Origin of the sequence: Leucobacter tardus, assembly GCF_017583045.1 — a bacterium.
Taxonomy (GTDB): domain Bacteria; phylum Actinomycetota; class Actinomycetes; order Actinomycetales; family Microbacteriaceae; genus Leucobacter; species Leucobacter tardus.
The window spans coordinates 329,468-354,578 of the sequence record NZ_JAGFBF010000001.1 but is presented as its reverse complement, the minus strand read 5'-3'; the positions used below and the strand labels follow the sequence as shown (position 1 = coordinate 354,578).

General features: G+C 63.9%; 31 protein-coding genes and 1 tRNA gene. 18 read left to right on the top strand and 14 right to left on the bottom strand.

Annotation, left to right across the window (positions count from 1 at the left end):
• Positions 1 to 33: 33 nt before the first annotated feature.
• Positions 34 to 216: a hypothetical protein gene (locus J4H85_RS01700; RefSeq protein WP_208236292.1), complete on the bottom strand. Its 183-nt coding sequence runs from the start codon at positions 214 to 216 to the stop codon at positions 34 to 36.
• A gap of 269 nt (positions 217 to 485) precedes the next feature.
• Positions 486 to 1,472, bottom strand: coding sequence for a GlxA family transcriptional regulator (locus J4H85_RS01695; protein WP_208236290.1), 987 nt, complete (start codon positions 1,470 to 1,472; stop codon positions 486 to 488).
• 159 nt (positions 1,473 to 1,631) lie between these two features.
• Between J4H85_RS01695 and J4H85_RS01690 the strand changes: the two genes are divergently transcribed.
• The 4 genes from J4H85_RS01690 to J4H85_RS14225 all read left to right on the top strand — a co-directional run bounded on the left by J4H85_RS01690 (position 1,632) and on the right by J4H85_RS14225 (position 4,129).
• Entirely contained in the window at positions 1,632 to 2,315 is a 684-nt protein-coding gene (locus J4H85_RS01690; protein ID WP_307863314.1) for a DJ-1/PfpI family protein, read from the top strand.
• Positions 2,312 to 2,629 carry a hypothetical protein gene (locus J4H85_RS01685; RefSeq protein ID WP_208236288.1) on the top strand — a complete coding sequence of 106 codons (318 nt, stop codon included), beginning with the start codon at positions 2,312 to 2,314 and terminating at the stop codon, positions 2,627 to 2,629. The genes J4H85_RS01690 and J4H85_RS01685 overlap by 4 nt, the downstream gene beginning before the upstream one ends.
• Positions 2,626 to 3,111 carry a DUF2269 family protein gene (locus J4H85_RS01680; RefSeq protein WP_208236286.1) on the top strand — a complete coding sequence of 162 codons (486 nt, stop codon included), beginning with the start codon at positions 2,626 to 2,628 and terminating at the stop codon, positions 3,109 to 3,111. Before J4H85_RS01685 ends, J4H85_RS01680 begins: the two co-directional genes overlap by 4 nt.
• A gap of 418 nt (positions 3,112 to 3,529) precedes the next feature.
• On the top strand, positions 3,530 to 4,129 hold the full coding sequence (locus tag J4H85_RS14225; protein WP_208236284.1) for a TetR/AcrR family transcriptional regulator: 600 nt from the start codon (positions 3,530 to 3,532) through the stop codon (positions 4,127 to 4,129).
• 2 nt (positions 4,130 to 4,131) lie between these two features.
• Here the strand turns inward: J4H85_RS14225 and J4H85_RS01670 are convergent, their stop codons facing one another.
• Complete coding sequence (locus J4H85_RS01670) at positions 4,132 to 4,479, bottom strand: putative quinol monooxygenase (RefSeq protein ID WP_208236281.1); 348 nt, start codon at positions 4,477 to 4,479, stop codon at positions 4,132 to 4,134.
• Positions 4,480 to 4,596: 117 nt separating this feature from the next.
• Complete coding sequence (locus J4H85_RS01665; protein WP_208236280.1) at positions 4,597 to 4,989, bottom strand: tautomerase family protein; 393 nt, start codon at positions 4,987 to 4,989, stop codon at positions 4,597 to 4,599.
• A gap of 158 nt (positions 4,990 to 5,147) precedes the next feature.
• On the opposite strand from J4H85_RS01665, the gene J4H85_RS14220 reads away from it, so the two are divergent.
• Positions 5,148 to 6,032, top strand: a complete 885-nt coding sequence (locus J4H85_RS14220; RefSeq protein ID WP_307863312.1) for a DUF6434 domain-containing protein — start codon at positions 5,148 to 5,150, stop codon at positions 6,030 to 6,032.
• Positions 6,033 to 6,076: 44 nt separating this feature from the next.
• Here the strand turns inward: J4H85_RS14220 and J4H85_RS14320 are convergent, their stop codons facing one another.
• The gene (locus J4H85_RS14320) at positions 6,077 to 6,406 is read right to left on the bottom strand and encodes a transcriptional regulator (RefSeq protein ID WP_208236278.1); all 330 of its coding nucleotides are present in this window, start codon (positions 6,404 to 6,406) and stop codon (positions 6,077 to 6,079) included.
• On the bottom strand, positions 6,399 to 6,842 hold the full coding sequence (locus tag J4H85_RS01655) for a hypothetical protein (RefSeq protein ID WP_208236276.1): 444 nt from the start codon (positions 6,840 to 6,842) through the stop codon (positions 6,399 to 6,401). Before J4H85_RS01655 ends, J4H85_RS14320 begins: the two co-directional genes overlap by 8 nt.
• 259 nt (positions 6,843 to 7,101) lie before the next feature.
• Between J4H85_RS01655 and J4H85_RS14135 the strand changes: the two genes are divergently transcribed.
• The 3 genes from J4H85_RS14135 (at position 7,102) to J4H85_RS01640 (ending at position 9,743) form a co-directional block, all read left to right on the top strand.
• On the top strand, positions 7,102 to 7,539 hold the full coding sequence (locus J4H85_RS14135; RefSeq protein ID WP_208236274.1) for a cupin domain-containing protein: 438 nt from the start codon (positions 7,102 to 7,104) through the stop codon (positions 7,537 to 7,539).
• Positions 7,540 to 7,904: 365 nt separating this feature from the next.
• Complete coding sequence (locus J4H85_RS01645; RefSeq protein WP_208236272.1) at positions 7,905 to 9,326, top strand: DUF2971 domain-containing protein; 1,422 nt, start codon at positions 7,905 to 7,907, stop codon at positions 9,324 to 9,326.
• Positions 9,327 to 9,676: 350 nt separating this feature from the next.
• Positions 9,677 to 9,743: transfer RNA gene (locus J4H85_RS01640), tRNA-OTHER, on the top strand.
• A 70-nt stretch (positions 9,744 to 9,813) separates the two neighbouring features.
• On the opposite strand, the gene pdxR is transcribed toward J4H85_RS01640, so the two are convergent.
• A complete protein-coding gene (gene pdxR, locus J4H85_RS01635) occupies positions 9,814 to 11,262 on the bottom strand; it encodes a MocR-like pyridoxine biosynthesis transcription factor PdxR (RefSeq protein ID WP_208236270.1) in 1,449 nt (482 codons plus the stop codon).
• A 129-nt stretch (positions 11,263 to 11,391) separates the two neighbouring features.
• Between pdxR and J4H85_RS01630 the strand changes: the two genes are divergently transcribed.
• Together J4H85_RS01630 and J4H85_RS01625 are read left to right on the top strand one after the other, a co-directional pair.
• Positions 11,392 to 11,862 (top strand): GNAT family N-acetyltransferase, encoded by a 471-nt coding sequence (locus tag J4H85_RS01630; RefSeq protein ID WP_208236268.1) that lies wholly within the window; start codon positions 11,392 to 11,394, stop codon positions 11,860 to 11,862.
• 52 nt (positions 11,863 to 11,914) lie between these two features.
• Entirely contained in the window at positions 11,915 to 12,814 is a 900-nt protein-coding gene (locus J4H85_RS01625) for a DMT family transporter (RefSeq protein ID WP_208236266.1), read from the top strand.
• Positions 12,815 to 12,823: 9 nt separating this feature from the next.
• On the opposite strand, the gene J4H85_RS01620 is transcribed toward J4H85_RS01625, so the two are convergent.
• Genes J4H85_RS01620 through J4H85_RS01605 form a run of 4 tightly spaced genes read right to left on the bottom strand, consistent with a single transcriptional unit; the run spans position 12,824 to position 17,159 of the window.
• Positions 12,824 to 13,867, bottom strand: coding sequence for a YeiH family protein (locus J4H85_RS01620; protein ID WP_307863311.1), 1,044 nt, complete (start codon positions 13,865 to 13,867; stop codon positions 12,824 to 12,826).
• A 55-nt stretch (positions 13,868 to 13,922) separates the two neighbouring features.
• Complete coding sequence (locus J4H85_RS01615; RefSeq protein ID WP_208236264.1) at positions 13,923 to 15,002, bottom strand: threonine aldolase family protein; 1,080 nt, start codon at positions 15,000 to 15,002, stop codon at positions 13,923 to 13,925.
• 23 nt (positions 15,003 to 15,025) lie between these two features.
• The gene (locus J4H85_RS01610; RefSeq protein WP_208236262.1) at positions 15,026 to 15,724 is read right to left on the bottom strand and encodes an SDR family NAD(P)-dependent oxidoreductase; all 699 of its coding nucleotides are present in this window, start codon (positions 15,722 to 15,724) and stop codon (positions 15,026 to 15,028) included.
• The gene (locus J4H85_RS01605) at positions 15,717 to 17,159 is read right to left on the bottom strand and encodes a DUF6421 family protein (RefSeq protein ID WP_372440178.1); all 1,443 of its coding nucleotides are present in this window, start codon (positions 17,157 to 17,159) and stop codon (positions 15,717 to 15,719) included. Before J4H85_RS01605 ends, J4H85_RS01610 begins: the two co-directional genes overlap by 8 nt.
• Before the next feature lie 121 nt (positions 17,160 to 17,280).
• On the opposite strand from J4H85_RS01605, the gene J4H85_RS01600 reads away from it, so the two are divergent.
• From J4H85_RS01600 to J4H85_RS01590, 3 genes are read left to right on the top strand one after another with little or no spacing between them, the layout of a single operon-like run.
• On the top strand, positions 17,281 to 17,733 hold the full coding sequence (locus J4H85_RS01600) for an Lrp/AsnC family transcriptional regulator (RefSeq protein ID WP_208236258.1): 453 nt from the start codon (positions 17,281 to 17,283) through the stop codon (positions 17,731 to 17,733).
• A complete protein-coding gene (locus tag J4H85_RS01595; protein ID WP_208236256.1) occupies positions 17,730 to 18,755 on the top strand; it encodes an alpha/beta hydrolase in 1,026 nt (341 codons plus the stop codon). The genes J4H85_RS01600 and J4H85_RS01595 overlap by 4 nt, the downstream gene beginning before the upstream one ends.
• A gap of 10 nt (positions 18,756 to 18,765) precedes the next feature.
• Complete coding sequence (locus J4H85_RS01590) at positions 18,766 to 19,215, top strand: NUDIX hydrolase (RefSeq protein WP_208236254.1); 450 nt, start codon at positions 18,766 to 18,768, stop codon at positions 19,213 to 19,215.
• 64 nt (positions 19,216 to 19,279) lie between these two features.
• On the opposite strand, the gene J4H85_RS01585 is transcribed toward J4H85_RS01590, so the two are convergent.
• The gene (locus tag J4H85_RS01585; protein WP_208236252.1) at positions 19,280 to 19,777 is read right to left on the bottom strand and encodes a DNA/RNA helicase; all 498 of its coding nucleotides are present in this window, start codon (positions 19,775 to 19,777) and stop codon (positions 19,280 to 19,282) included.
• Positions 19,778 to 19,926: 149 nt separating this feature from the next.
• Between J4H85_RS01585 and J4H85_RS01580 the strand changes: the two genes are divergently transcribed.
• Positions 19,927 to 20,436, top strand: a complete 510-nt coding sequence (locus tag J4H85_RS01580) for a peptidylprolyl isomerase (protein ID WP_208236250.1) — start codon at positions 19,927 to 19,929, stop codon at positions 20,434 to 20,436.
• 5 nt (positions 20,437 to 20,441) lie between these two features.
• The gene (locus J4H85_RS01575; RefSeq protein ID WP_208236248.1) at positions 20,442 to 21,377 is read left to right on the top strand and encodes a rhomboid family intramembrane serine protease; all 936 of its coding nucleotides are present in this window, start codon (positions 20,442 to 20,444) and stop codon (positions 21,375 to 21,377) included.
• Between the two features lie 99 nt (positions 21,378 to 21,476).
• Here the strand turns inward: J4H85_RS01575 and J4H85_RS01570 are convergent, their stop codons facing one another.
• Complete coding sequence (locus tag J4H85_RS01570; protein WP_208236246.1) at positions 21,477 to 21,755, bottom strand: cell division protein CrgA; 279 nt, start codon at positions 21,753 to 21,755, stop codon at positions 21,477 to 21,479.
• 59 nt (positions 21,756 to 21,814) lie between these two features.
• Between J4H85_RS01570 and J4H85_RS01565 the strand changes: the two genes are divergently transcribed.
• The 3 genes from J4H85_RS01565 to J4H85_RS01555 are packed head-to-tail and all read left to right on the top strand — an operon-like array spanning position 21,815 to position 23,392.
• Complete coding sequence (locus J4H85_RS01565) at positions 21,815 to 22,588, top strand: class E sortase (RefSeq protein WP_208236244.1); 774 nt, start codon at positions 21,815 to 21,817, stop codon at positions 22,586 to 22,588.
• A 4-nt stretch (positions 22,589 to 22,592) separates the two neighbouring features.
• Positions 22,593 to 22,751 (top strand): hypothetical protein, encoded by a 159-nt coding sequence (locus tag J4H85_RS01560; protein WP_208236242.1) that lies wholly within the window; start codon positions 22,593 to 22,595, stop codon positions 22,749 to 22,751.
• Complete coding sequence (locus J4H85_RS01555; protein ID WP_208236239.1) at positions 22,748 to 23,392, top strand: anthranilate synthase component II; 645 nt, start codon at positions 22,748 to 22,750, stop codon at positions 23,390 to 23,392. Before J4H85_RS01560 ends, J4H85_RS01555 begins: the two co-directional genes overlap by 4 nt.
• Before the next feature lie 2 nt (positions 23,393 to 23,394).
• Here J4H85_RS01555 and pknB read toward each other — a convergent pair whose 3' ends face one another.
• Positions 23,395 to 25,098, bottom strand: a complete 1,704-nt coding sequence (gene pknB, locus J4H85_RS01550; protein WP_208236237.1) for a Stk1 family PASTA domain-containing Ser/Thr kinase — start codon at positions 25,096 to 25,098, stop codon at positions 23,395 to 23,397.
• Between the last annotated feature and the right edge of the window lie 13 nt (positions 25,099 to 25,111).

The following is a 25,111-nucleotide window of genomic DNA, read 5'->3' as shown; positions in this document are numbered from 1 at the left end:
CCTCCCGGGGTGACTACATCGTCCTCCGCGGCTCTACGTATCCTCTGAGTCTCCGGCGGCTCCTTGATCTTCATTCTTCAGGCGCTCATTCGCGTTCTCCTGTAGCACTCGCCCCTCTGCGATGAGGAAATCGTCGTCGTGCTTGTGTCCGCGCTTCTCGTCGACCTCACCCTGAATCTTGTTGGCTTTCGCTTTAACCTTGTTGACCAGTCCCATAGTTGCTCCCTTCGCCACGATAGAAGTTCCAGTTTCAGCAGCCCATCAACGGGATCTCAAGCGTCTTGCGCACTCATCGATGCCAAATCAGGAGAACTTTCAGATTGGGACTTGGTCTACCGCTGAGCGTGTGCGATCTTCTCCGCTTGCTCCTCGGTGAATAGGTTGTGTTCGCGCTGAGGGTAGGTCGCCTCCGGGGCCTGAGTCGTAAGTGCGTGGAGGGTCTTCAGCGCGTCGCTCTTGATCCATCCTTCACGGTGGGGGTCCTTTCAGTTCATCGCGTCCGAGGTTGTCCGTGCGAGTACGACGCTTGCGAGCGGGGTGGAGAACGTTGCGCGGTATTCGCTTGGCGTCACGCCGACGGTTCGGCGGAATTGGGCGCGGAAATTGCTTGGGCTAGTGAACCCCGTTTGGCGGGCGATGCGATCGACGCCGTGGTCGGTGGTTTCTAGGAGCTCCTGCGCCTGGCGGATGCGGACGCCTGCGACCCATTCCATCGGGGCTTGCCCGGTTTCTTGTTTGAAGTGCCGTGTGAGGGTGCGCACGCTCGTGTGAGCGGCGGCGGCGATGTCGGTGAGTGCGAGTGGGTGGTGGGCATTCTCCTCGATCCAAATGAGGACGTCTTCGAGAGAGGCGGTTCGGAGGGTGGGTGGGTTGCGGACGATAAATTGTGCCTGACCTCCCGTGCGGTGAAGGGGTGCGACGGCGAGCCGAGAAGCGTGAGCGGCGACTGCGGTGCCGTAGTCGCGGCGGATCATGTGCAGACACAAGTCGAGTCCCGCAGCGGCGCCAGCGGAGGTGAGGATGTGCCCGTTGTCGGTGTAAAGGACATCTGGTTCCACAACAACCTGGGGATGCTGCTGAGCGAGCAAGCCGGTCGCGAGCCAGTGTGTCGTGGCGTGTAAACCGTCAAGCAACCCGGCCCTCGCAAGAACGAACGCGCCGACGCAGATCGACGCGATGCGGGTCCCGTCACGTGTCGCCGCCTTGAGTACCTCTGCCAACCCGTCGGGTAGTGACGCGGCGGCAACGTTACGGCCAGGCACGATGATCGTGTCGGCCCGTGCCAGCGCGGCAAGGTCATCCCTTGTTGTGATCTGAAGCGGTCCGGCTTCGACAGTGGGTTCCGTGCCCGCGACAACCACCCGGTAAGCGGGGCGTCCGTCTGGCAGTGTGACGCGTGAGAAGATCTCGACCGCTGTGGCCAGATCAAACGCAATCACATCAGGAAGAGCGAGAACAACGACAGTGTGCATGGACCGATCTTAAGTTGATTTGCGTCACGAATGATGTTGCGATGAACGATGGCCAGATTCAGTTGTCTTGTGTCTGAAATGCCGGTCGTGCAATAGATGATCGTTTAGAAGACTTGTCCGGGGAGTCGCAGTGGCCCTTGACCAGCAGAAGGAGTCTTCGTGTCGTTGTCTGTGCAGATTGTGTTATTCGACGGGTTTGATCCGCTCGACGTGATCGCTCCGTTCGAGGTGCTTGTCGCGGGCAGTGAGTACTTCCTGGGCGGCGACCTTGACATCGCGATGGTGAGTGCTGAAGGCCCGCGAGAGGTCGTCTCGGGATCGCAGGGACTCACGCTCACTGCGACCGCCGTCCTCGACCCGCATCGACCGGGGATCATTCTCGTGCCCGGTGCATGTGGTCCGGTAGACGGAGACCCGGACGCGGGAATCGAGACTATCCCGGTGCTGCTGGCGCGGTTCGCGGCAACGGAGATGACGCCCCTCATCGCTGAAGCAATGGATAATCCCGACGTTCTTGTGACGACGGTGTGTGGGGGGTCGCTCGCGCTGGCGATGGGCGGACTCCTTGAAGGCCGCAATGTGGTCACTCACACCCTCGGGATGGAGGTTCTGGAGGCAACCGGCGCCACAGCGGTACGGGCGCGCGTTGTCGACGACGGTGATCTCGTCACCGCTGGTGGAGTCACCTCCGGTCTCGACTTGGGTCTCTACTTGTTGGAGAGGGAATTCGGGTCGCGCATCGCTCGCTCTGTAGAGGAGTTGTTCGAGTACGAGCGACGGGGCACCGTTTGGCGTGCCGACGGCAGAGTTCCGGTGCAGGCAGGGGCGGAGGCTTCCGCGTGAACATCGTCGGAACATGGGACGTCGCGATGAAAACCCCGATCGGCACAATCAGTGCTTTGTACACGTTCACCCGTGACGCGAACGGCATCCAAGGTGAGGCTCAAAGCAAGGCCGAGACTGTCCCGTTGGAGGAGGTCACCGTCGAACAGACTGACGACAGTGGTGAGCGAGCGCGTTGGCGCCAACGCGTCACCAAGCCGATGCGCCTCAACCTCGACTTCGATGTCATAATCATTGGCGACACGATGACAGGCGCCTCCCGTGCGGGCCGGTTGCCGCAGACTCAGGTGACGGGGAATCGGGTTGTGTCATGACAGGATTTCTTCTCGCTGTCCATGTGCTCGCGGCGATCCTGACGATTGGACCCGTTGCGATTGCTGCGAGCATGTTTCCGCCTGCTGTACGAGCTTCTCTAGAAGACCCTGGTAATCATGGCAAGGTCGCCGTTGTGCGAGTGCTTCACCGAATTACCCGCGTGTACGCGGTGATTGGCATCATTGTCCCGATCTTCGGTATCGCGACCGGTGCTTCTCTCGGCGTTCTTGGCGATGCCTGGCTTCTCGTTTCTATGACACTGACCGCGATCGCCGCGATCCTGCTGATCGCGACTATCCTTCCCAGGCAACGGCACCTCGTGACCACCGTCGGCGCGGGGCAATCGGATGATACGGTCGCAGCCACATCGCGCGCCACCCGGAAACTCGCGATGAGCACCGGCATATTCAATCTGCTTTGGGCAATCGTTGTCGTGCTGATGATCTACCGGCCAGGCTCCACCACCGGGGCCGGCGCATGACCGGCCGTGCCCTTCTGCGTATCGCCGCTGGCGTTGAACTCGGTACGCTCGCATTGCTCCTGTTGAATATGTTCACCCTGGACTGGCCCGAGGTATCCCGCATCCTCGGCCCCGTCCATGGGCTCGCTTATATCGGCACAATTGTTTGTGCTGCACTCACCGCTGAAGGGCGATACCGGCCCTGGCTTCTCGCACTCATCCCGGGCATTGGCGGAGTCCTTGCCGCACGCACGGTGCATACCAGCAGGGTGGACCAAAGCCTGTCATGACGGATTCAGGCAGTTTCATGCCTTCTATGTTGAAGAGGGCGCAAGTGCCGTATAGCAGCGGTTCATAAGCTATAAACGATTGCTTCAGGCAGCTCGGCTTCACGCGCAGATATGGACCTAATGGTCAATAAAACGAGTATTGTAAGGGTATGGTCCGCCCTCGAAAGTTTGATGAAGCCGACGTCTCTCGCGCAATTCGGGATGAATTTTGGGACCGGGGTTATGCAGGTACATCGATGAGCGACCTTCTGCGAGCGAGCGGTCTCGGGAAGGGCTCGCTCTATGGGGCCTTCGGGGACAAGCACGCGCTCTTTCTACGGGTACTGCGCGAGTACGGCGAGGACAAGATGAGTGCGTTGCGCGAGAGACTAGAAACTGCTCGTTCTGGAGCGCAGGTCTTGCGAGATTTTATGCTCGAGCCCGCGGCCGATCCCACCGGCGCGGCTAGTCGCAGGGGTTGCTTGCTTGCGAACAGCAGCGCCGAGCTTGCATCCGTCGACCCCGACGTTGCAGCCCAGGCACGACAGATCTACTCATCGATGACCGCTGTACTTACCTCTGCGGCGGAGCGCGCCCAACGTGTGGGCGAGATTACTCCGGACGTCGATCCTGAAAGCGTCGCGCAAGCAACGTTGGCTGCACAGTTGGGGGTTGTGGCTCTCGGTCGAGCTGGCATGAGCCCGGTTCATCTGTCCGCGACTGCCCATTCGGCAATTGACCGAATACTCTCGCCCCCGCCTGCTCGGTAGCCCTACTCGATGTCTTTGACAACAATCACGGTTGGTGGCGCGGCGAACAGCGCGGCTGCGCGCTCAATACCTGTTTGGAAGTGAGCGCTCTGCTCATGCGCGATCATTGCCGCGGTGTCACGCCACCGATCGTGGAAGACAAATCGGGTCGGCCTGACCACATCACGACTCACCGAGAAGCTGAGGTTGCCGGGTTCACGACGCGAGTGCGCGGCGAGGGAGCGAGCAACCTCTTCGAAGGCGTCGCCGGCACTTGCGTCAGCCACTTCAACGATTGTAATGACGCCGAAGGGTTGCGCCGCACTGCCAAGTTGCAACTGGATGTTGCGCGCAAATGGGGAGTCGGCCATCGGATGCTCATCTCTCTTGTCATGCCTCTTCGATCGCAGAACCCGGGGCGCTGTCCTTGCCGTGCTGGGCGGACAACGCCCCGATTCGAGGCGGGGGTCTTGGCGTAGGGAGGGTCGTTACTGGAGTACTTTTAGAACCGGTTCGCCATACCCAAGCGAGGCGTCCTCGGCCGCGAGGCGTGCATCGAAGGTGACCACAACGTCCTGTGCCGCCAGGCCGACCGATTCGACGAGCTTCTCTTTCAGCGCCCGCATGGTCGCGAGCTTGACGGGGGCTTGACGCGGGTCGGAGAGGATATCGATGATCATGAAGTCATCTGTACGCGGCTGCGGCACGCCGAAGTTCCGGTCGAACTTGAAGGTGTTCGCATCGAGCTCCTGGAAGATGTGGAACTTGTCGTTCTCATCGAGGTTGTAAGACTCCCTCATGGCGGAGTAGATGCTCTGCGAGACCTTCTCGAGGTACTCGGGCGACTTGCCCTTGTTGAGAGTGATGCGAGCAATAGGCATTTTGTGTCCTGTCTGGTCGAAGTCGACCGTGGTGATGGTGGGTGGATACGGAAGCGCTGCGTATCGCGACGCTGTCTTTCGTTGACTCTAGCAGCGTTCTGTACCGGAAGGTCCAAAACTCTTCCAGTTATCCATGTAGAGGCAGTTATGCTGCACAGATGATCACCCAGCTTCTGGGCTTTGCGGGCGTCGAGCGACGCCTGGTGGCAACGCCGGGACCTGACTTCGCCGTCGTCGTGTCCAAAGCAATCAGCTCGCGGCGGGCCGGTCTGGCGACCTCTCTCGGTGTGGGCGTGGGTCAGTCGTACTCATCGGTCTCGGAATCCGACTTGCATCCGAGTCCCGGCCGGAGGGGTTCAGAGTTGCGGAGCACGTCTGCTGCCGGTGCCCCAGGATGCATGTGTGGCCGGGCCGATAACGATCGATTGTGGCGATGTGCGAGACGATGGTCGAGAGTCACTCTCGGTAGGGTAGGTGCAATGATTTCTTCCAATCAGGAGCGCCCTCAGCTGTCTCGCGAGCTGACCGGCAAAGAGTTACTGCGCTGGTACTGGCTAAAGGATGAACTCGCCGATTTCGCGCGCTCGCTCGGTCTTCGAACAGGCGGAGGGAAGCAAGTGTTGGCTCTCCGGCTCGCTGCCGCTCTCGATGGAGTGCCTTTCGCGGAGCCAGTGTCCAAACGCTCGGGGAGCGCGAGGCAGCTCTCAGGTCCGCTGGCAGCGTCTACGGTGATTCCTAGGGGGCAGAGGTGCAGCCAGGTTGTACGGGCATGGTTCGTAGAGCAAGTTGGCCAGCCGTTTGGGTTTGACGGTGAAATGCGTGCGTTCTTCGCGAAGACTGACGGCACCCAGACCCTTCAAGACGCGCTCGATTGCTACTACGCGACTCGTGGCCAGGGTCAGAAAGCTATAGACCCTCAATTTGAGTACAACCGGTTCACGCGAGCTTGGCATGAGGAGCACCCTGATAGCTCACGCGAAGAACTTCTCGACGCGTGGCGCGACTACCGCTGTTGCCCAGTGGACGAGCGCGGCCGAATATAGCGGCTGCGGCAGCCAAAAACGATCGTTTTCGGTGCGACAGCAATTCAGTTCCGAGCGCTGCGGAGGAGGGTTTCGAGGTTTCGGAGATACTCCTCAAAAGAGGTGCGTCCGTAAGGTGTGAAAGCGACACGACGTCCACGTCTATCAGAGGGACCGGGCGTGACTTCGACGATTCCTGCCCCAGTCAGCGTCGATAGGTGCTTCGATAGTGATGACTTGCTCGCTCCTGTCAGTTGCAACAGCGTCGCGAAATCGACGTAGTCTGCAGGGGTAAGGGCTGCGAGCAGAGACAGCCGTGCCGGTTCATGCAGCAGTGGGTTCAGGGTGGTTTGTTGGAGGTTGCCGCGGGGTGGATTCTCGGTTGATTCAGGCACTACCGAGACCCTGTGGCTCGCCGGTACGGGGTGTGTGTAGAGCGAGTCGCATCAGAACGGGGAGTCCGGCTGTGAGGATCAGGAATGCTGCGCTGAACGCTGAAATGGTGTTGGGAGCAGGCCACTCAAGGGAGCGCGCGACCTGTTGTACGAGCACGTAGACGCCGAAAGTCGTGACGATCGTTAAGGCGAGCAGGCAGATGCCGAACCGGTCGCTCCAGTTCAGCCGTAGTCGGAGAGGACGAGCTGCGGCCGCACCAACGAAACCGAGTACGACGATCCCGAGCAACCAAATCATCTCTAGATCGACCACTACGGCTATGGCGAGAACGAGTGAGGCCATGGCTACGGTGGCCAACAGTGCGCCGTGACGTGCCGACTTGTGCTGTGCTCGACGGATAAGGTTCAACTGATTCTGAGCTTCGGGCTCATCCATTCTCGCCTACCTCCAATAGTTGCCTAAGAAGAAACTATCTCAATCGTTTCCCGAAGTGCAACTATTCCTTGAGCCTCCTTCGCGAAGGCACGATCCCCGATCTTTTCCCGCAGGCGACGCAGACGGCCACATTGACCGAAAAGACACCGGGAATCTGCGTCGCTTAGAGACCTACCGAGCACCTGCACCCCAGGATCCGCCGGAAACGACCGTTATTGGCGACCATTCCGATCCTCGTGGGCCCCGTATGGTGAGCAGCGTGAAGAATGACGTACAGAACATCCAGGCTGCCCTCTCGACAATCACGGAGCACTGGCAACCTCACCGCCTCACTAGCATCAACGATTACGACGTGAAAGTCGTCAAGCTGCAAGGCGAGTTTGTGTGGCACACCCATCCCGATACCGACGAACTCTTCATGGTTGTGCAGGGCGAACTCACGATTCAGCTTCGCGACCGTGATGTGGTCCTAGGGCCGAATGATGTCTTCGTGGTTCCTCAGGGTGTCGAGCACTGCCCGAAGGCGTCAGGCGAGGTGCACGCGATCTTGTTCGAGCCCGCGGGCACGGTCAATACTGGTGATGCCGGCGGCGACATGACAGCGCAGAGACCCCCTCACCGGGCACTTTTTCGGGCGGGGCATACGGGAATTCAGACTTTATGCTTGTACTCGTCGTGTAGAGGTCTTTGGCGATAGGCAAGAGTGTCCCGGTAGGGGATCGTCATGCGTACGTCGAGTGCATGTATTCATCGCTCTGGAGGGTAGGCAACTTTACAAGGGCCGAGAGGAAGGCAGGAACCGTGAACAGCATCGACTTCACCGCCGCACCCGCCACCCCTCGCCGCCAGCGACGACAGCAGGCAGGGGGAGGCACCCCCCACCCCCGCCCTCAGCGCCCCCCTGTGGCATAGCGAATCTCTCCCCGAGTCTTTTTTCCACACGGAGGTCTACGGCAGTTCGACGGACAAGTGACAAAGCAGAGTTCATCCCTCTCAACATCGGAAGTGGTGGAGGCGCACAAACGTCCCAGTTCTGTCGATCTAACTGGTTGAATGAAGCGTATGGACACCGACCCGACCCTCGCTTCCGATCGGGACTACGACTCCGCTCCGCTCGAAATTACCGATAGCTTGTTTCATTACACAGGTGCGGAGACAGCGATCTTCGGGTTGCTTAGTTCGGGGAAGCTTCGCTTATCTCCGTTTGAATCGACCAATGACCTCTGGGAATCTCGACCCACGTACCATGCGCTTCAGTCACACAAAGACGATGAAGACGTGTTGAACGATGAGACCATCGACCTAATGGATCTTTGGAAGGACATCGATCGTCAAATCCGTCGCACGACGAAAGTTGCCTGTCTGACTCAGGATTTCGATATGGTCGGTGTCGTTCACAGGCCGGATATGATGCGTGGCTGGAATCACCTCTCGATGTGGGCCCATTATGGGGCAGGACACCGAGGGATTTGTCTTCAGTTTGATAAGAGTCGACTGATTAGTGAGCTCGAAGGTTCGGCATCTGAAGAGGTCCAAATCGTGCATGGCCCGGTGGTCTATCGTTCGGGATCGTCGATTCCGATGGGAGAGGGTATCGATCTTGGCCAAGTCCGCGAGTTTGGAGTGGACGCTGTGGCGCGTCTCACACTCATGAGGCTTAAGGAAGCTCTATTCCTGCAAAAGCATCGAGACTGGCAGAGCGAATACGAGTACCGCTTAGTTCTCTCAGACCATTCAGCGCTCCCCGCGTTCTTGCCGATAAAGGAAGCTATAACTGGTGTATACCTCGGCGAAAGCTTCCCGAAGCAATTGCTTCCGGCACTGAAGGAGGTCCTCTTTCAGTACCCGCACGTCGAAGTGTTTGAACTCAATTTCATGAATAGGGAGTTGCGCTCCTCATCTTTCCAGTTTGCGGATGCCATGCCTTCACTCTCGCACCCGTGGGTTGTACCAAGACGTTCAGGGTCTTTTCCTGCGCGTGTCACTGAGCTTCTTGAGGCCGAGAAACGGCGGGAACAGCTCCATGCTCAGGGAGAAACCGATGCGAGAATACTGAGGGAGCAGATTGAGTTCGATCTGTTGAATCTCACTGGAATAGTCTCTCGAGGAAAAGATCTGAGGGTCGAGCCTCTCCGCAAAACCTCAGCAATTCCATCAGAAATGCGTCGCCGTAGCGCAGGCGTCCCGGGGGAAGTCGTACATTTCGAATCCGGCGTCCTCATCTCAGCACAGTCAACTCGGGACCCGGCACACTACCTCCTCTTTTCAGCTGCGCTCCAGGTACTCGAAGGAAATAAGATCCGTCTGCATACCGTTGCCATGCTTGAGAACTTGACCGAAAGCCCCCAACATCAGCGAGAGCTTTGGCGGGATTCTGATGAGGTTGAACTCGTCGAATCACTTCCGAAGTGGGAACGAATGTACGCAGTCCTGAGCGAGCGGTTTCCCACTTTCTGGGGTTCCTTTGAAGAGATGCGACGCTGAGTTTGATGGGACTGCCTTCGTGCGCTTCTCGCATGAATCATCAGGATCAGACGCATCCAGCTAGCCCATAACGCTCGATCTCGACCTGGACCACGACCACAGGTTTGCCGAAGCGTGCGCCGAGACCACCGCGGTTTTGTCTCGTCGGGCGATCCTCGCAGATTGAGACCTCCTCACGTTTGAGCGAAGAGTGAAGCTGGTTGGCCCGTGGCCTGCTAGCGAGAGTGGGCTTGAGATTCCACTTGTTGAGTCTCTTTGTCTGCTCTCGTGGCAACATGCTGGCAACATCTGATGGTGCTTGGTGTGATTCGATACAGCTCTCTAGTGACCAGAGAGCCCTCAAGTTTCGGGGATTCTTAGGTTCGGGTCATTGAACGGACGGATGCCGGGGGAGTTCGAATCTCCCAGGATCCACCATCGAGAAGGTCCTGATTCCTGTTCGAGAGCAACGGAATCAGGACCTCTCTCCTTCCCCGGGCGGCGAGCGTCAGTGCGCACGGAGCACCTCCGCGATGGCGTCGATGCCCCGTTGCAACTGGGTATCCGACGGCGCCCCGTAGCCGAAGACGATGCCTTCCTGCTCGCGCGCATCAGGGTGATGGGAGTAGCGATGGAGCGGGGCGGCGTAAATCGCCCGGTGCGCGAGCTCTGCGACGATCGTCTCGGCTGAAGGCCCCGATCGCCAGGTGATCGTCGCGTGCAGTCCGCCTTCGAGGGCGCTGAGCCGATATTTCGCCTGGAACTGGTGTGCGGCGTTCAGTACGAGGGCTCTGCGATGGGCGTAGACGCGTCCGACCCTCATCAGGTGTCGACGCAATCCTCCTGAGGCGTGGAAGTGCGCGAGTGCGGTCTGCACCGCGCCGGACACGGACGGGCCGAGTGCTGCTCGCACGGTGATGATCCGTTCGAGCAGCGCTGCGTTGTTCACGAAGAGGTAGCCGCATCGCAGCCACGGGGTCAGCGTTTTCGAGTAGCTGCCGAGGAGGGCGACGCGGTGGTGTTCGTCGAGCGAGGCGATCGATGGCAGCGGTGGCGCGCCGTACCGGAACTCGCTGTCGTAGTCGTCCTCGAGGATGAATGCCTGACGTTCCCTGGCCCAGGCGAGGAGCTCGAGTCGGGCAGCTACCGGGAGCCGGCCGCCTAACGGGTATTGGTGGCTCGGGGTGACGAGGGCGGCTGCAATGGGATCATCACAGGCTCTCAGGTGTGCGACATCGATGCCTCCGTCGCTCACCGGAATCGGCGTCGGATCTGCGCCGAGTACGGCGATGACGCTGCGCGCTGAGGGATACCCCGGGTCTTCCGTCGCGATGGAGTACTTCCCGGAGCGCGGGCGGAGCGCGTGCACGAGCAGTGCGATGCCATCGTTGGTCCCTGAGGTCACGACGATGTTCTCTGCGGTGCAGCGCACACCTCGAGTCGCCCGGAGATGCTGTGCGATCTCTTCGCGCAGTTCGGGGGTGCCGGCCGCAGGCGGCGGCACTGCCGGCAGCGTACCTGCGGTCGCCGACTTCCACGCGCGTGCCCAGTCAGGGTTTCGATCGAAATGCGCTGACGGGCTGCCGGGCATCATGTCGATGCCGCTCGGTACGGGTGGGACCCGAGCGGATGCGGGGTGCGGAGGGTCCGGGGCGTTCGCTGCACGCTCGAAACGAGGCGCGGTCGTCCCCGACAGCGCCTCGGCGACGTACGTACCCGATCCCGGCACCATGTCCACGTATCCTTCGCCCGCGAGCTCTTCGTACGCGGCGACCACGGTGGTGCGCGATACCCCGACGGCGCGCGCCAGCACCCGGGTGGAGGGCAACGGATCGCGGGCCGTCAGCTGTCCGCTCAGCAGGATCTCTCGGAGCCGCGCGGCCAGCGCTACGCGGGTCAGTCGTGCGTCGTCGCTCTGCGGGGCGATGACGAGGTTCATCGGGAAAGCCTGACGCATATTCGCAGTGTACTGGTCTGCCCGGCCCGGACCATTCTGGCCTATATGCGAGGCCGGAATCCCTCGTACCGTGGACCTGACGCAGGCATTCGGGAACGATGCCACAAACGAGAAAGGCGGACCACGCCCATGCATGCATCGAACGCTTTCACCGTCCGACCGGTGAACCGTGATGACGAGCCTCGGTGGCGCGAGTTGTTCCATGCCTACCGCGATTTCTACCGACTCACTGCGGACGAGCGGGTGGAAACACGCGTCTGGGAATGGCTCAACGACGCCGGGCATGAAACCCAGGGACTCGTCGCGCTGCGCGGGGACGAGATCGTCGGCATCGCGCACTACCGCCGCTTCGCGCGTCCGTCCACCGGCACCGTCGGGATGTGGCTGGATGATCTGTTCACCGATCCCGAGGCTCGCGGCCAAGGTGTTGGACATGCGTTGATCGAACAGCTGCAGAAGATCGCCGGCGATGCCGATTGCTCGGTGGTGCGATGGATCACCGCATCGGAGAATCGTCGTGCCCAAGGCCTCTACGATCAGATCGCGACGCGAACGCACTGGGTGACGTACGACGCCGTCCCCACGGCATCCCCCGCGTGAGCACCGAAGCTCCTCGCCTGCGGGAGCTGTGGTCGGACCCGCGGTTCATCGCATGAGGGGGCACGACCGCGTTGCGCTGCTGCTGGTGGCACTGCTGTGGGGCGGCAATTTCGTCGCTTCCAAAGCAGCGCTGTCGTCGTTCACGGTCTGGGAACTGCGCAGCCTCGCATTCGGGAGTGCGGCCGTCGTGCTGGCCGCATCGGCGTACGCGACGCGAGCATCGATCGTGCGTTTGGATGTCAAGAACGTTGCTCACCTCGTGGTGGCGGGCGCGTTCGGCATCGGGGGATTCGGGGTCTTCTCCGCCCTGGCGATGACGCACACGTCGGCCGGTCGCACGTCCATCGTCGTCTACACCATGCCCGTGTGGGTGGTCTTGCTCAGTTGGCTGGTGTTCCGCGAGCGACCGACGAGGTCACGGGTGCTGGCCGTCGCTCTCGCGGCCCTCGGTCTGCTGATTCTCGGATGGCCGGTGTTCAGCGACGGAGGGGGGCTCGGCCCGGCGTTCGCACTGCTGTCGGCCCTGAGCTGGGCTGCGGGCACGATGTACGTGAAGCGCCTCGGTCTCGACGTCGCACCGGTCGTCTCGACCGCGATCCAATTGATCTCCGCGACGCTCCTGTCGCTCCTCGGGCTCGCGCTCGACCCGCGCGATACGCCGATTTCGATCTCCACAGGGGCACTGCTCGGCATCGCGTACAACACGGTTCTCGGCACGATCGTCGCCTATCTCCTCTGGTTCAGCGTGCTGCGCAGGATCCCTGCGGCGACCGCATCGCTCGGGACCCTGCTCGTGCCGGTGTTCGGCATCGTCATCGCCGGGGTGGTGCTCGCTGAAGTCCCCTCTGCGACCGACCTCATCGGGTTGTGCCTCATCGGGGGAGCTGCGGCGGCGACGCTCGTCACTGCTCCCGGCCGTGGGTCGACGCGCGGACACCCCCGTTCCACGTGAAACGTGCGCTCACAGGCCGACCCAGCCGGTCGCGATCATGACCGCCAGTGAAGTGGCCGTGACGAGCACCCAGAGCACCGCTCCGAGCAGCAGTGGACGCCACCCGGCGTCGCGCATCGCCCCGATGTCGGTGGAGAGTCCGATCGCCGCCAGTGCGGTGGCGATGAGGAACACGCTCGCGGCGACGAGGGGGTCGTGCACACTCTGCGGAAAGGCACCGATGGAGTTGAGGAGCGCGACCACGATGAACCCCGCCAGGAACCAGGGGACGAATGACACGACCCGTCTCACTGTCAGCCGCCCGGCACCGGCCGAACGTTTCGCCTCGAGCACGGACAGGCCGATGCTGATCGGAATGATCATGAGCGTACGGACGAGTTTCACCACCACGGCGAACCCGAGCGCTGCGGTGCTGAACACGCTCGCCGCGGCGACGACCGAGCTCGTGTCGTTGACGGCGGTGCCGGCGAGGAGACCGAACGCGTGCGGATCCAGCGCGAGCGCGTGCCCGATCAGCGGAAAGAGTGCGACCGCAAGAACGTTGAAGAGGAAGATGACCGAGATGGCGTAGGCGACTTCGCCGGCCAGCGCCCCGATGATCGGTGAGACCGCGGCGATCGCGGAAGCCCCGCAGACGCCGGTGCCGACACCGATGAGTGTCCGGAGTCGACGGTGAACGCCCAGCACGCGCCCGATCCACCATGCTCCGAGCAGGCAGACGATGAGCGATGCGAGCATGACGGGGAGCGACTCCGCTCCGACGACCAGGATGCTTCCCAGCGAGAGCTGCGCCCCGAGCAGCACGACCGCGAACTGCAGGAGGAACTTCGACGAGTACGCGACGCCGGGTCGTAGACGTGCGCCTGGCCGTCGGACGAGCCCGATGATCACGCCGATCACGATCGCCGGCAGCGCCGACCCGGCGACGGGAATCGCATGACCCACGAACGTCGCGAGGACGGCGATGCCGAGCGATAGGATGACGCCCGGCCATACCTCCGCACCGCGATCGCGCAGCCGACGGGGGAGGGTGCTTACGGGCGTGAACTGCACGACCCCAGCATCCTCCTGCGCGGCGGGAGAGGCAAGTCGGGGGAGTGGCGCCCGTCTACTGGACCGAAGTGGGTGCCAACTCCTCGCGCAGAGCGGCCAGGAACGCGTCGACGTCGGCCTCGGCGGTGTCGAAGCTGCAGACCCACCGCACCTCGCCCTGCGCGGCGTCCCAATCGTAGAACCGGAACTTCTCGCGCAGGCGGTCGGCGACTCCGGCCGGCAGGGTCGCGAAGATGGCATTGGCCTGCGTCTGCTGCGTGAACGCGACGCCGGTAAGTGCGCCCGACGCGATGTCGCGGTCGATCCCGGATCGCAGTCGCTGCGCCATCGCGTTGGCGTGACGAGCGTTGCGCATGAACAGGTCGCCATCGAGCAGTGCGAGCAGCTGAGCCGACACGAAGCGCATCTTCGAGGCCAACTGCATCTGGTGCTTGCGCAGGTAGACGAGCCCGGAGGCTGCCGCCTCGTTCAGGACGACGACGGCCTCGGCCCCCATCGCGCCGTTCTTCGTGCCGCCGAGCGCGAGCGCGTCGACCCCGGCATCGGTCGTGAACGCACGCAGCGGGAGGTTGAGGGCGGCCGCAGCGTTGGCGAGACGGGCTCCGTCCATGAACACGTGCATGCCGCGCTCGTGCGCGTAGTCGGTGATCGCGCGAACCTCATCCGGGGTGTACACGGTGCCGAGCTCGGTGGACTGGGTGATGTAGATGACGAGCGGCTGCGCGCGGTGCTCGTCGCCCCACCCCCAGGCCTCTTGCGCGATGAGCTCAGGGGTGAGCTTGCCGTCGGGTGTTGCGACCGGAAGCAGCTTGATGCCCGCCGACTTCTCGGGGGCTCCGCCCTCATCGGCGTGAATGTGCGCGGTATCCGCGCAGATGACGGCCCCCCAACGCGGCAGCATGGCGAGCATGCCGAGCACATTGGCACCGGTGCCGTTGAAGACGGGCCACACCGATGCGTTCTCACCGAAGTGCTCGGTGATCACGGACTGCAACCGTTCCGTGTACGCATCCGCACCGTACGCGGGCTGGTGGCCCCCATTCGCTTCACCGATCGCCGTGAGCACCTCGGGGTGGATTCCCGAGTAGTTGTCAGAGGCGAACCCCCGGGTCTCGGGGTTGTGGATCGTGGGCATGGGGCTCCTTGTCAGTCGGACGGTCAGACGGATGTCGGGTGGGGCGCGATCTCGAGCATCGTATCGTTCACGGCTGAGGCGTCGGCATCCCACAGCGCCACGAATGCGTCGGCGACCTGCAATTCCAGACCGGCGAGCGCGCGCACCCGGAAGATCGTGGCGGCAGCGTGCAGCGCGGTGTCGCCGTCGCGCGCGGCCTTCGCGAAGCCGTGCGCGACGGCCCGGGTCCACGCCTCGCTCGCCGCCTTGACCGCCGCGTAGTTCGCCCCGCCGGCGAGCGGTCGCGTGACCGCAGTGGAGGAGATGATCGCGACCCGGCTCTCGGGGGAGGCGCGCAGTGCGGCATCGAATGCACGCGTCACGTTGCGCAGCGCGGTCAGTGACGTCTCGAGAGCCCGGTAGTCGGCCTCAGTCTGCCCGGCGAGCCCCCCGCCCCCGCGCCAACCGCCCACGAGGTGCAGCACGCCGTCGACCGGACCGTCGTGCCGCACGCGTTCCGCCAGGGCGTTCACCGCTGCTTCGTCGGTCAGGTCGATGGTCTCGGTGCGGGCGCCGAGCGCAGCGAGTGGGGCGAGTTTCGCCGCATCGCGTCCGGTGGCGATGACGCCGGCCCCCGCTGCGAGCAGTGCGCGGGTGGCTGCATCGCCAGCGGCGCTGGTCGCACCGGCGATGAGCACGGTGCGACCGCTGAGGTCGCTGGTCGAGGTGTGCGCCTCAGGCATCGGTGGCTCGAATTCCGGCGGTGGACGCGATGACATCGGCCATCTTCTTGTTCAACGCCTCGAAGAACATGGAGAGCGGGAACTCGTCGTCCATCACGAGGTCGGTGTAGCCCTTCGGGGGGCCCGCGAGCACCTCACGAGGCAGTCCCTCCGCCCAGACCGACGCCGGATTCGGGGTGACGACGGACGAGACGAGGCGGTAGGCCTCGAGCCAGTGCACCGTCTTCGGTCGGTCGATGGACTTCCAGTAGAGTTCGTCGATCGCGTCGCCGAGCTCGACGACGGCGTCCGCGACGCGATCCCAATCGAAGCTGAGCTCGACATCGCGCCACTCGATCACGTGCCGCTGGTGCAGCCACGCGAAGAGCAGCTGCCCGCCGAGCCCGTCGTAGTTGCGGACGCGTCCGCCCGTGATGGCGAATCGGAAGATCCGATCGAAGATCACTGCATACTGCACCAGTTTCGCCGTCATCAGCGTCTGCCGTTCGACATCTGAGAGATCCTCGCCCGCAGCGTCACGAGCCGCGAGGGCGCGCTCGATCTTCACGGACTCCCGGAACGCGGTGAGGTCGCACCGCATCTCCTCGAGCGAGTAGAGGAAGAACGGCATGCGCTGTTTGATCATGAACGGATCGAAGGGGAGATCCCCGCGCATGTGGGTGCGGTCGTGAATGATGTCCCACATCACGAACGTCTGCTCGGTGAGGCGCTGGTCGGCGAGCATGGCCGCGGCGTCGTCCGGCAGCTCGAGCTTGGTGATCTCGGCCGCCGCCTGGACGACCCGGCGGTAGCGTGCTGCCTCGCGGTCCTGGAAGATCGCGCCCCAGGTGAAGCTCGGGATCTCGCGCATCGCGACGGTCTCCGGGAAGAGCACCGCCGAGTTCGTGTCGTATCCGGATGTGAAGTCGACGAGGCGCAGCGAGACGAACAGGCGGTTCCCGTAATCGCCCGCCTCGAGGGCGGCGACGAACTCGGGCCAGATGGTCTCGACGATGAGCGCCTCGACGTGCCGGTCGGGCGAACCGTTCTGCGTGTACATCGGGAAGACCACGAGGTGACGGATGCCGTCGACGCGGTGCTCCTGCGGCTGAAAAGCGACCAGTGAATCGAGGAAGTCGGGCACGCCGAGTCCGGTATCGACCCAGTTGGCGAAGTCGCGGGGGAGCGCGTCGAGGTAGGCGGCGTCGTGAGGGAACAGCGGTGCGAGGTGCGCGATCGCGGCGACGATCGTGTCGATGTGCTCGGCCGCGGCGGCGTGATCGGAGGGATCCGGAATCGACCCGTCCTTCGCCTGCAGCGCCTGCAGTGCCGTCGCAGACTCCTTGAGCGTGAGCCAGGGCGCGCTGCGCTCGACGGTCTCGACCTCGAGGGTCCTTCCCTCGGCGTCGACGACGGTGCGGGTGACGTCGACGGAAGCAGGTGCAGAAGCGGACATGAGCATCTCCGATCAGGGTCGCAACAGAAAAATATCCGGTACAAACCGGAGTACACAGGTTATTTTACTCCGCACATCGGACTCGTCAAGGAGACTCAGCGCTGCTGGTACGATCCCAACCATGGATGATCCTGTCGACATGCGCCTCGCAGCAGCGGTGTCGAACGACCCGCGGGCGACGCTCGCGCAGCTGTCGGAGCGCATCGGACTGTCGTCCTCTGCCGTCCAAGCGCGTTTGAAGCGCCTCGAGCATTCGGGCGTCATCTCCGGGTATCGCGCGGTGCTCGATCCCGAAGCGGTCGGCAAGCCGCTCTCGGCGTTCATCGAGATCACTCCGCTCGATCCGGCGCAGCCCGATACCGCCCCTGAGCTGCTCGAGCACCTCACCGCGATCGAGGCGTGCCACTCCATCGCAGGTGAGGCCAGCTACATGCTGTTCGTCCGCGTCGGATCCCCGCGTGAGCTCGAGGCGCTCATCCGCGACATCCGGCATGCCGCATCGGTGAATACGCGGACCACGGTCGTGCTGCAGACCTTCTACGAACAGCGTCCGATCCTCCCGCCACCCGTATGAACGCGTGGCAGCCGGATGTGCTCGGCGACGGATTCGAACAGCGGACGATCGACCTCGGCGCGGATGACGAGGGCCCGCTCGTCGCGACCCTCGTCCGGGCGCTGCCGCGCCACCGTTCGGTCGGCGCACGGTTCTTTCTCCGTCCGCTCCCACTTGAGAACGTCGATGTGCTCTACGTCCACGGGTGGTCGGACTACTTCTTCCAGCGACGCCTCGCTCGGTTCTGGACCGACCGCGGCGCCAGGTTCTTCGCGCTCGACCTGCGCAAGTACGGGCGGAGCCTGAGACCCAACCAGACCGCCGGCTACGTCGAGCACCTCGAGGATTACGACGCCGAGATCGAGGCGTCCTTGCAGATCATGCGCGACAGCGCCGTGGGCGAGCGCAGGATCCTGCTCATGGGTCACTCGACCGGAGGGCTGATCTTCAGTCTCTGGAGCGCGCGGAACCCTCGGGTCGCCGATGCGCTCGTACTGAACAGTCCGTGGCTCGAGTTTCAACTGAGTGCGCGCATCCGGCAGCTCATCGCCCCGTTCGTGGACCTGCGGGCGCGTCTGCAGCCGATGAAAGAGGCGCCGCAGCTGGACGCCGGGTTCTACTCGCGAGCGGTCCGGGAGGCCGCGGATCCCGACGATCCGATGGACATCGACCTCGATTGGCGTCCGGAGCGATCGCACGCGGTCACTCCTGGATGGTTGCGCGCCGTGCTCACCGGTCACGCCGAGGTCGGCGCCGGCCTGATGGTGGACACGCCGGTCTGCGTCCTGCTGTCCGCGCGTTCGGAGGCGCCGCTGCGCTGGTCGGAGAACCTCACCCGCGTCGACACCGTGCTCGACGTCGACGAGGTGGCACGGGCGTCCTTGAAACTCGGGCCCTCGGTCACCGTCGAGCGCATCGACGGAGCCCTGCACGACATCTTCCTCTCGCGAAAAGGTGCGCGCGACGAGGCATACGCACGGCTCGAACGCTGGGTCATGGGTTGGCAGGCGGTGCCGTACCCCTCCCGAGCATCGGCAAGCTAGGCTCGGGGGTATGGATCTCCGAGTTGCCGCGTACGCGGTCGTCGAGCGCCGGGGGAAGATTCTGCTGACCCACTGGCGCCGCGGCCACATGCACGGGTGGACGCTGCCCGGAGGCGGGCTCGAAGCCGGTGAGCACCCGAAAGACGCCGTCGTGCGCGAGGTGCAGGAAGAGACGGGTCTCGAGGCTCGCGTCGGCAAGCTGCTCGGCGTCGACTCCCGGGTCATGGTGCGCGAAGAGGTCACCGACGGTCGGGATCCCGAGCTGCACACCATCCGCATCATCTACCGCGCCTCGGTGAAGGACGGTCCGCTGCGACACGAGGTCGGCGGGTCGTCGGACGAGGCGCGCTGGGTGCCGCTCAAAGAGGTGCGCGGCTTGCGTACGCTGTCGCTCGTGCAGACGGGCATGCGCATGGCGGGGCTCGGGCGACGCAGCCCGAACACGCGTCCGCGCAAATAGGGCCGCAGAACAGAAGAACGGCGCGACCCCGATTACCCGGGATCGCGCCGTTCGACGGTCTGACTCAGTTCTCTGGCGACACCCAGAGCTCGTCGTCCGACCGGAATGCCTGCCAGAGCGCGTAGCCCACACCCACGGCGGCGACAGCCCCGAGGATGATGCCGAAGACGCCGCCTGCGCGACGCGCCTTCGACTTCTTGAGGTAGCCGGTACGCTCGCCGAACTTGCGCACCTGCTTCGCGGCGTCGGGGTTCTCGAGCTTGTCGAGCGCGCGAACCGTGCTGACCAGCGCTGCCGCCACCATCGGAGCGGTGACGCGACGGGCGCGGGTCGCTGCACGGCGTGCGGAATCGACACCGGTCTCGACATAGGGCCGCAGATTCTCTGCGGCGGAATCGACACGAGGAGCGAGATGCTCATCGCTGAGGTGGCGGGCCTGAGAACCAGCCTCCCCGAGAACGTCGCCCGCCCGACCGAGCACTACGCGCTGGGCGTCGAGCAGGTCGTTGGCGTGACTCCGGAGTTTGCGCAGTTCGCGACGGCGCTTGCGTGAAAGTGCCACAGAATCCTCCATACGGTGTGAAGCTGGTCGCCTTCGTTCGGCTCACGTATCCCCAACGCTACACCGAAGCGACAGTCGATGCGCGATCTGACGCGCATTCCCAGCGGGATCGACGGGTCTCGTCAGTGCGCGCAACTAGACTGGCGCCTATGAGCAACCACACTTCTGTAGCGACGGTCAAGACCAATCACGGCGATATCGTGCTGAACCTCTTCGGCGATCACGCCCCGAAGACGGTGAAGAATTTCGTCGATCTCGCCGGGAAGGGCTTCTACGACGGGGTCATCTTCCACCGCATCATCCCGAACTTCATGATCCAGGGCGGTGACCCGACCGGCACCGGCACGGGTGGCCCCGGTTACACCTTCGACGACGAGATCCACCCCGAGCTCGTCTTCAACCAGCCGTACCAGCTGGCCATGGCGAACGCGGGCAAGCGCCCCGATCTCACCGGCCGCCTCGCGGGCACCAACGGTTCGCAGTTCTTCATCACGACGACGTCGCCCGACTGGCTGAACGGCAAGCACACCATCTTCGGTGCGGTGGCCGACGATGCATCGAAGGCCGTCGTCGACGCCATCTCGGCCGTGCAGACCGGTGCGCAGGATCGTCCCGTCGACGACGTGGTGATCGAGAGCGTCACCGTCACCGAGGCGTAAGTCAGGTGAGTTCGGGCGGATCGACCCCGCAGTTCGGCGAGCGCGCCGAGTACGGTGCTGAGGACGTGTGTTACCGGCACCCCGGTGTGCAGAGTTTCACACTGTGCCAGCGCTGCGGTCGGACGATCTGCTCGGACTGCCAGACCGCGTCAGCGGTCGGCGTGCTGTGCCCGGAGTGCGTGCGTGCCACGCGCCCGGGCGCTGCACAGCGCGTGGGGCGATCCGCGCGCGTCATGAGCCGTCGGGCCTCGAACACGGATACCCCGATCGTCACGTACGGCATCATGATCCTCTGCGCCCTCGTGTTCGTGGGGCAGTTGTTCAGCGACTCCGTGACGCAGACCCTGTGGTACGCCCCCTTCTACTCACTGCCGTCCGACCTCGCGGGAGCCGGGAGCACGAGCTTCGAACCGTGGCGCATGCTGACGGTGATGTTCACGCACTCGCCGAGCTTCTTCTTCCACATCCTGTTCAACATGATCGCCCTGTGGCTGTTCGGGCGGAATCTCGAGCACATGATCGGGCGCCTGCAGTTCGCCGTGCTCTACGTCTTCGCCGGTGTCGGCGGCGCGCTGGGAGTCATGTTCTGGGCATACGTCGATCCCGCGTCGCTCATGACGCCGACGGTGGGCGCATCGGGTGCGATCTTCGGGGTCCTGGCGGCGACGCTCGTCGCATTCCGCGCCGCCAATGTGAATATCACGTCCCTTGCGGTGCTCATCACGATCAACTTCGTGATCGGCCTGATCCCCGGCAGCTCGATCTCGTGGCAGGCGCACCTCGGCGGCCTGATCGTCGGTGCGCTGACGATGCAGCTGATGGTCGTGCTGCGGGGGCCGCGCAAACGCGGAATGCGCATCGCGGCGACCGTCGGACTCGGGGTCGTGCTCGTCGCACTGTCATGTGCCTACTTCGTGGCACTGCCGTTGCCGTCCGCCTGACCTCGCGTCCCTTCCGTTCCCGGTCGCCCGCGAAGTTATCCACAGGGTTATTCCCAGCTGGGGAAGAATTACACCCGTGTGATTTCGCTCAGTCGGCGGTTATTTCCACCACGGCGTCATCAGGAAGCCGACGAGAATCAGGCCGAATCCGATGAAGATGTTCGCCTGACCGAGCTGCGGGATCGGCAGTGGCATCGCCGATGCGCTGGTGATGTAGTACACCACGATCCAGATCAGGCCGAGGAGCATGAACCCGAACATCACCGGCTTGAACCACACGGGGTTCGGGGTGTCCTTTCGGGCCGCCGCGACCTCGGCCTTGCTGCGTTCGGTCTCCGCCGACTTGCGCTTGCTCACGTCTTTTCCAGCTGCTGCCATGCCCCCGAGTCTACCGTCAACTCCGATCCGACTCAGAGAGCAGGCCTAGAATAAGCGGTATGACTGAGTCTGCGCGGCCCGCCCGGCATGGCCGTCGACGTTCGCGGAGGCGAGCACGACTGAGCCCGCTCACGGTGTTCGGCGAGCTGCTGCTGCTGTGCGGACTCGGAGTGCTCGGCTACATGGTCTGGCAGCCCTGGTACACCGGCTTCGTGGTGCAGGGACAGCAGAACGACCTGGCGGCCCAGGAGTCCGATCGGTGGCGTGAGGCGGCAGACACGGGTGAGCAGCCCTCGACCGACGGCATCCCGGTGGTGGATCGACCCGAACCGGGTGAGGTTTTCGCGAACCTCTATGTCCCGGCGTTCGGCGAGACCTTCTCGAACCGCATCACCTACTCGACCGAGCAGTACATCATCGATTCGGGCGACCACGGCATCGGCCAATACGACGTGACGCAGATGCCGGGCGAACCGGGCAACTTCGCGATCGCGGCGCACCGCAACGGACCGATCATCGCACCGTTCCGCGAGGTGATGAACCTCAGGATCGGCGACGGCATGTTCATCGAGACGCCGAAGGGCTGGTACACCTACCGCTTCCGCGATCTCGAGTACGTCCTGCCCGACGCGTTCGATGTGACGAATCCGTTCCCGCGTCTCGACGGGACGCCGGGTGAGGACCAGATCCTCACGCTCACGACCTGCCACCCGAAGTGGGCCGGCAGCGAGGAGCGCGCGATCGCGTACGCGGTGCTGGAGGACTTCCAGCCGCTGAGCGAGGGCCCGCCGGCGGAGCTCGCCGAGCAGAACCCCAACGTGGACGGAGTGTGATCGGGTGTTCTCCCTGCTGTGGCGTTTCTTCCCCGGGCCCGTGTGGCTGCGGTTGATCGTGCTGCTCGTGGCGCTCGCCGCGCTCGTGTATGCGATGATCTTCTATATCTATCCGTGGGTGTCTCAACTGCTCCCTGAACCCGAGGTGACGATCAACCAATGACGCGCATCCTGGTCATCGACAACTACGACAGCTTCGTCTACACGCTGAACGGCTACCTGCAGCAGCTCGGCGCCGAGACGCGCGTGATCCGGAACGATGCGGTGAGCGTGGGCGAGCTCGAGGCGCTCGCGCACGAGTTCGACGGGGTGCTCCTCTCGCCCGGTCCCGGTGCCCCGGTCGATGCCGGGGTCTCGATCCCGATGGTCGAGATCGCGCTGCGCACCGGCATCCCCCTGCTCGGGGTCTGCCTCGGTCACCAGGCCATCGCCGAGACGCTCGGCGGCACGGTGACGCACGCCGAGGAGCTCATGCACGGCAAGACGTCCGTGGTCACGCACCACCACGATCTGCTCTTTCGGGGTGTCGCCGAGCAGTTCACGGCGACCCGCTACCACTCGCTCGCCGTCGTGCGGAACACGGTGCCCGAGTCGCTCACCATCACGGCCGAGACCGATGGCGGAGTCGTCATGGGGCTCCGGCACCGCGAGCTGCCGATCTTCGGGGTGCAGTACCACCCCGAGTCCGTGCTGACCGAGGGCGGCTACGTGCAGCTCGGCAACTGGCTCGGGGTCGCCGGCTCACCGAACGCGGCCGAGATCGCAGCGACGCTCTCGCCGCTGCTCACGCGCAGCGCCGACTGAGGTCAGCCCGAGCAGTAGGTGAGGGAGACCTCGGTGCCCTGCGGCTGATCGCCGACCGCGCTCTGTTCGACGATAGGCAGGTTGTTCGCCTGATCGCACTCGTCGTTCGGCACGATCTTCAGATCGAGCGAGAGACTCTCGAGCTGCGACTGGGCTGCCGTGAGGGACTGGCCCTTGACGTCGGGCACCTGCACGTTGCCGCTCGACACGGTGAGCGTGACGACGGTGTCCGACTCGACCGACGTGCCGACCTCGGGCGAAACGCTCATCACGCGCCCTTTCGGTGCCACGGGATCGTTCTCGGTGTTGACCTGCCCGACCACCAGACCGAGACCTTCGATCTCGGTCGTGTAGTCCTCGACGGACATGCTCTCCGTCTCGGGGATCTCCGCGGTCGCCGGCCCGGTGGAGACGTAGATCGTGATCGTGTCGCCCTCGGAGAGGTTCGCACCCACCTCGGGGTCGGTCTCGATGATGTGCTCGGCGGCGACGTCCTCGTTGGCGCGCTCGACGGGGATCGGCACGAGGCCCATTCCCTCGAGCGTCTCGACCGCGGCTTCGCGTTCGATGCCGGCGAGGTCGGGAACCTCGCGCGAGTCTTCGGGGAACACCTGATAGGGAGACAGTGTGACGAGCCAGAACACCACCGCGACGATCACGGCGCCGACCGTGAGGATCGCCGCCCACGTCCACATGACCGGTGGGCGACTCTGGGTCCGCGATCCGCCGCCGCTCTCGGCGAGCTGGCGCAGCGCGAGGTCGGATTCGGAGACCTCTTCGCCGCCGGAGAAAAGGACGGTGTCGCCGTCGCCGCCGTGATCGGCGGCGAGCTTGGGCATCGTCCCCTCAGCAGCGAGGCGGAGCGCGTCGCGGAACTCCGAGGCCGACTGGAACCGTCGCGCGCGATCCTTCTGCATCGCGTGCAGCACGACCCGGTCGAGCTCGGCGGTGACCTCGGAGTCGCGCTCGCTCGGCGGCGTCGGGCGCTCACTCACATGCTGGTAGGCGACCGAAACGGCGGTGTCGCCCTGGAAGGGCACGGCTCCGGCGAGGAGCTCGTACAGCAGCACGCCGGTCGAGTAGAGGTCGGTTCGCGCATCGACGGTGTCGCCCTTCGCCTGTTCGGGCGAGAAGTACGCTGCGGTGCCGAGGATCGCGGTCGTCTGCTGCAGCGTCGACGACGTCTCGGAGACGGCGCGGGCGATGCCGAAGTCCATCACCTTGACCTGTCCGTCGGTCGTAATCATGATGTTGGCCGGCTTGATGTCGCGGTGGACGATGCCGGCGCGGTGCGAATACTCGAGCGCCGTGAGCACGGAGTCGGTGATGCGGCAGGCTTCGCTCTGCGAGAGCCGCTGCTCCGAGGCGAGCTGTCGGAGGTTCGTGCCCTCCACGTACTCCATGACGATGAACGGGAGCCGCTGCGGGCCGTCGGCGGTGCGGATGAGGTCGTCGCCGGCGTCGAAGACGCGCACGATGGTCGGGTGCGCCATGCGCGACGCCGACTGCGCCTCCTGCCGGAAACGCTCACGGAAGTCGGCGTCGTCCGCCAGATTGGCCTTCATCACCTTGATGGCGACCTGGCGCCCGAGCTTCGTGTCCGTGCCGCGATACACCGTCGCCATGCCGCCCTGGCCGACGAACTCACCAATCGCGTAGCGACCAGCGAGGATTCGCTGCTCACCAGCTTCCGTGGGCTCTGGCATGTTCACCTCAATC

Bases quoted from the DNA above. Each gene is read 5' to 3' on its own strand.
- J4H85_RS01610 (WP_208236262.1), bottom strand. From the start codon at position 15,724: ATGCCTGAGGCGCACACCTCGACCAGCGACCTCAGCGGTCGCACCGTG.
- J4H85_RS14220 (WP_307863312.1), top strand. From the start codon at position 5,148: ATGATCACCCAGCTTCTGGGCTTTGCGGGCGTCGAGCGACGCCTGGTG.
- J4H85_RS01555 (WP_208236239.1), top strand. From the start codon at position 22,748: ATGACGCGCATCCTGGTCATCGACAACTACGACAGCTTCGTCTACACG.
- pdxR (WP_208236270.1), bottom strand. From the start codon at position 11,262: ATGCGTCAGGCTTTCCCGATGAACCTCGTCATCGCCCCGCAGAGCGAC.
- J4H85_RS01625 (WP_208236266.1), top strand. From the start codon at position 11,915: ATGAGGGGGCACGACCGCGTTGCGCTGCTGCTGGTGGCACTGCTGTGG.
- pknB (WP_208236237.1), bottom strand. From the start codon at position 25,098: ATGCCAGAGCCCACGGAAGCTGGTGAGCAGCGAATCCTCGCTGGTCGC.
- J4H85_RS01605 (WP_372440178.1), bottom strand. From the start codon at position 17,159: ATGTCCGCTTCTGCACCTGCTTCCGTCGACGTCACCCGCACCGTCGTC.
- J4H85_RS01670 (WP_208236281.1), bottom strand. From the start codon at position 4,479: ATGGCCGACTCCCCATTTGCGCGCAACATCCAGTTGCAACTTGGCAGT.
- J4H85_RS01590 (WP_208236254.1), top strand. From the start codon at position 18,766: ATGGATCTCCGAGTTGCCGCGTACGCGGTCGTCGAGCGCCGGGGGAAG.
- J4H85_RS01630 (WP_208236268.1), top strand. From the start codon at position 11,392: ATGCATGCATCGAACGCTTTCACCGTCCGACCGGTGAACCGTGATGAC.
- J4H85_RS01565 (WP_208236244.1), top strand. From the start codon at position 21,815: ATGACTGAGTCTGCGCGGCCCGCCCGGCATGGCCGTCGACGTTCGCGG.
- J4H85_RS14225 (WP_208236284.1), top strand. From the start codon at position 3,530: ATGGTCCGCCCTCGAAAGTTTGATGAAGCCGACGTCTCTCGCGCAATT.
- J4H85_RS01680 (WP_208236286.1), top strand. From the start codon at position 2,626: ATGACAGGATTTCTTCTCGCTGTCCATGTGCTCGCGGCGATCCTGACG.
- J4H85_RS01665 (WP_208236280.1), bottom strand. From the start codon at position 4,989: ATGCCTATTGCTCGCATCACTCTCAACAAGGGCAAGTCGCCCGAGTAC.
- J4H85_RS01615 (WP_208236264.1), bottom strand. From the start codon at position 15,002: ATGCCCACGATCCACAACCCCGAGACCCGGGGGTTCGCCTCTGACAAC.
- J4H85_RS01600 (WP_208236258.1), top strand. From the start codon at position 17,281: ATGGATGATCCTGTCGACATGCGCCTCGCAGCAGCGGTGTCGAACGAC.
- J4H85_RS01695 (WP_208236290.1), bottom strand. From the start codon at position 1,472: ATGCACACTGTCGTTGTTCTCGCTCTTCCTGATGTGATTGCGTTTGAT.
- J4H85_RS01645 (WP_208236272.1), top strand. From the start codon at position 7,905: ATGGACACCGACCCGACCCTCGCTTCCGATCGGGACTACGACTCCGCT.
- J4H85_RS01580 (WP_208236250.1), top strand. From the start codon at position 19,927: ATGAGCAACCACACTTCTGTAGCGACGGTCAAGACCAATCACGGCGAT.
- J4H85_RS01700 (WP_208236292.1), bottom strand. From the start codon at position 216: ATGGGACTGGTCAACAAGGTTAAAGCGAAAGCCAACAAGATTCAGGGT.
- J4H85_RS01595 (WP_208236256.1), top strand. From the start codon at position 17,730: ATGAACGCGTGGCAGCCGGATGTGCTCGGCGACGGATTCGAACAGCGG.
- J4H85_RS01655 (WP_208236276.1), bottom strand. From the start codon at position 6,842: ATGGATGAGCCCGAAGCTCAGAATCAGTTGAACCTTATCCGTCGAGCA.
- J4H85_RS01570 (WP_208236246.1), bottom strand. From the start codon at position 21,755: ATGGCAGCAGCTGGAAAAGACGTGAGCAAGCGCAAGTCGGCGGAGACC.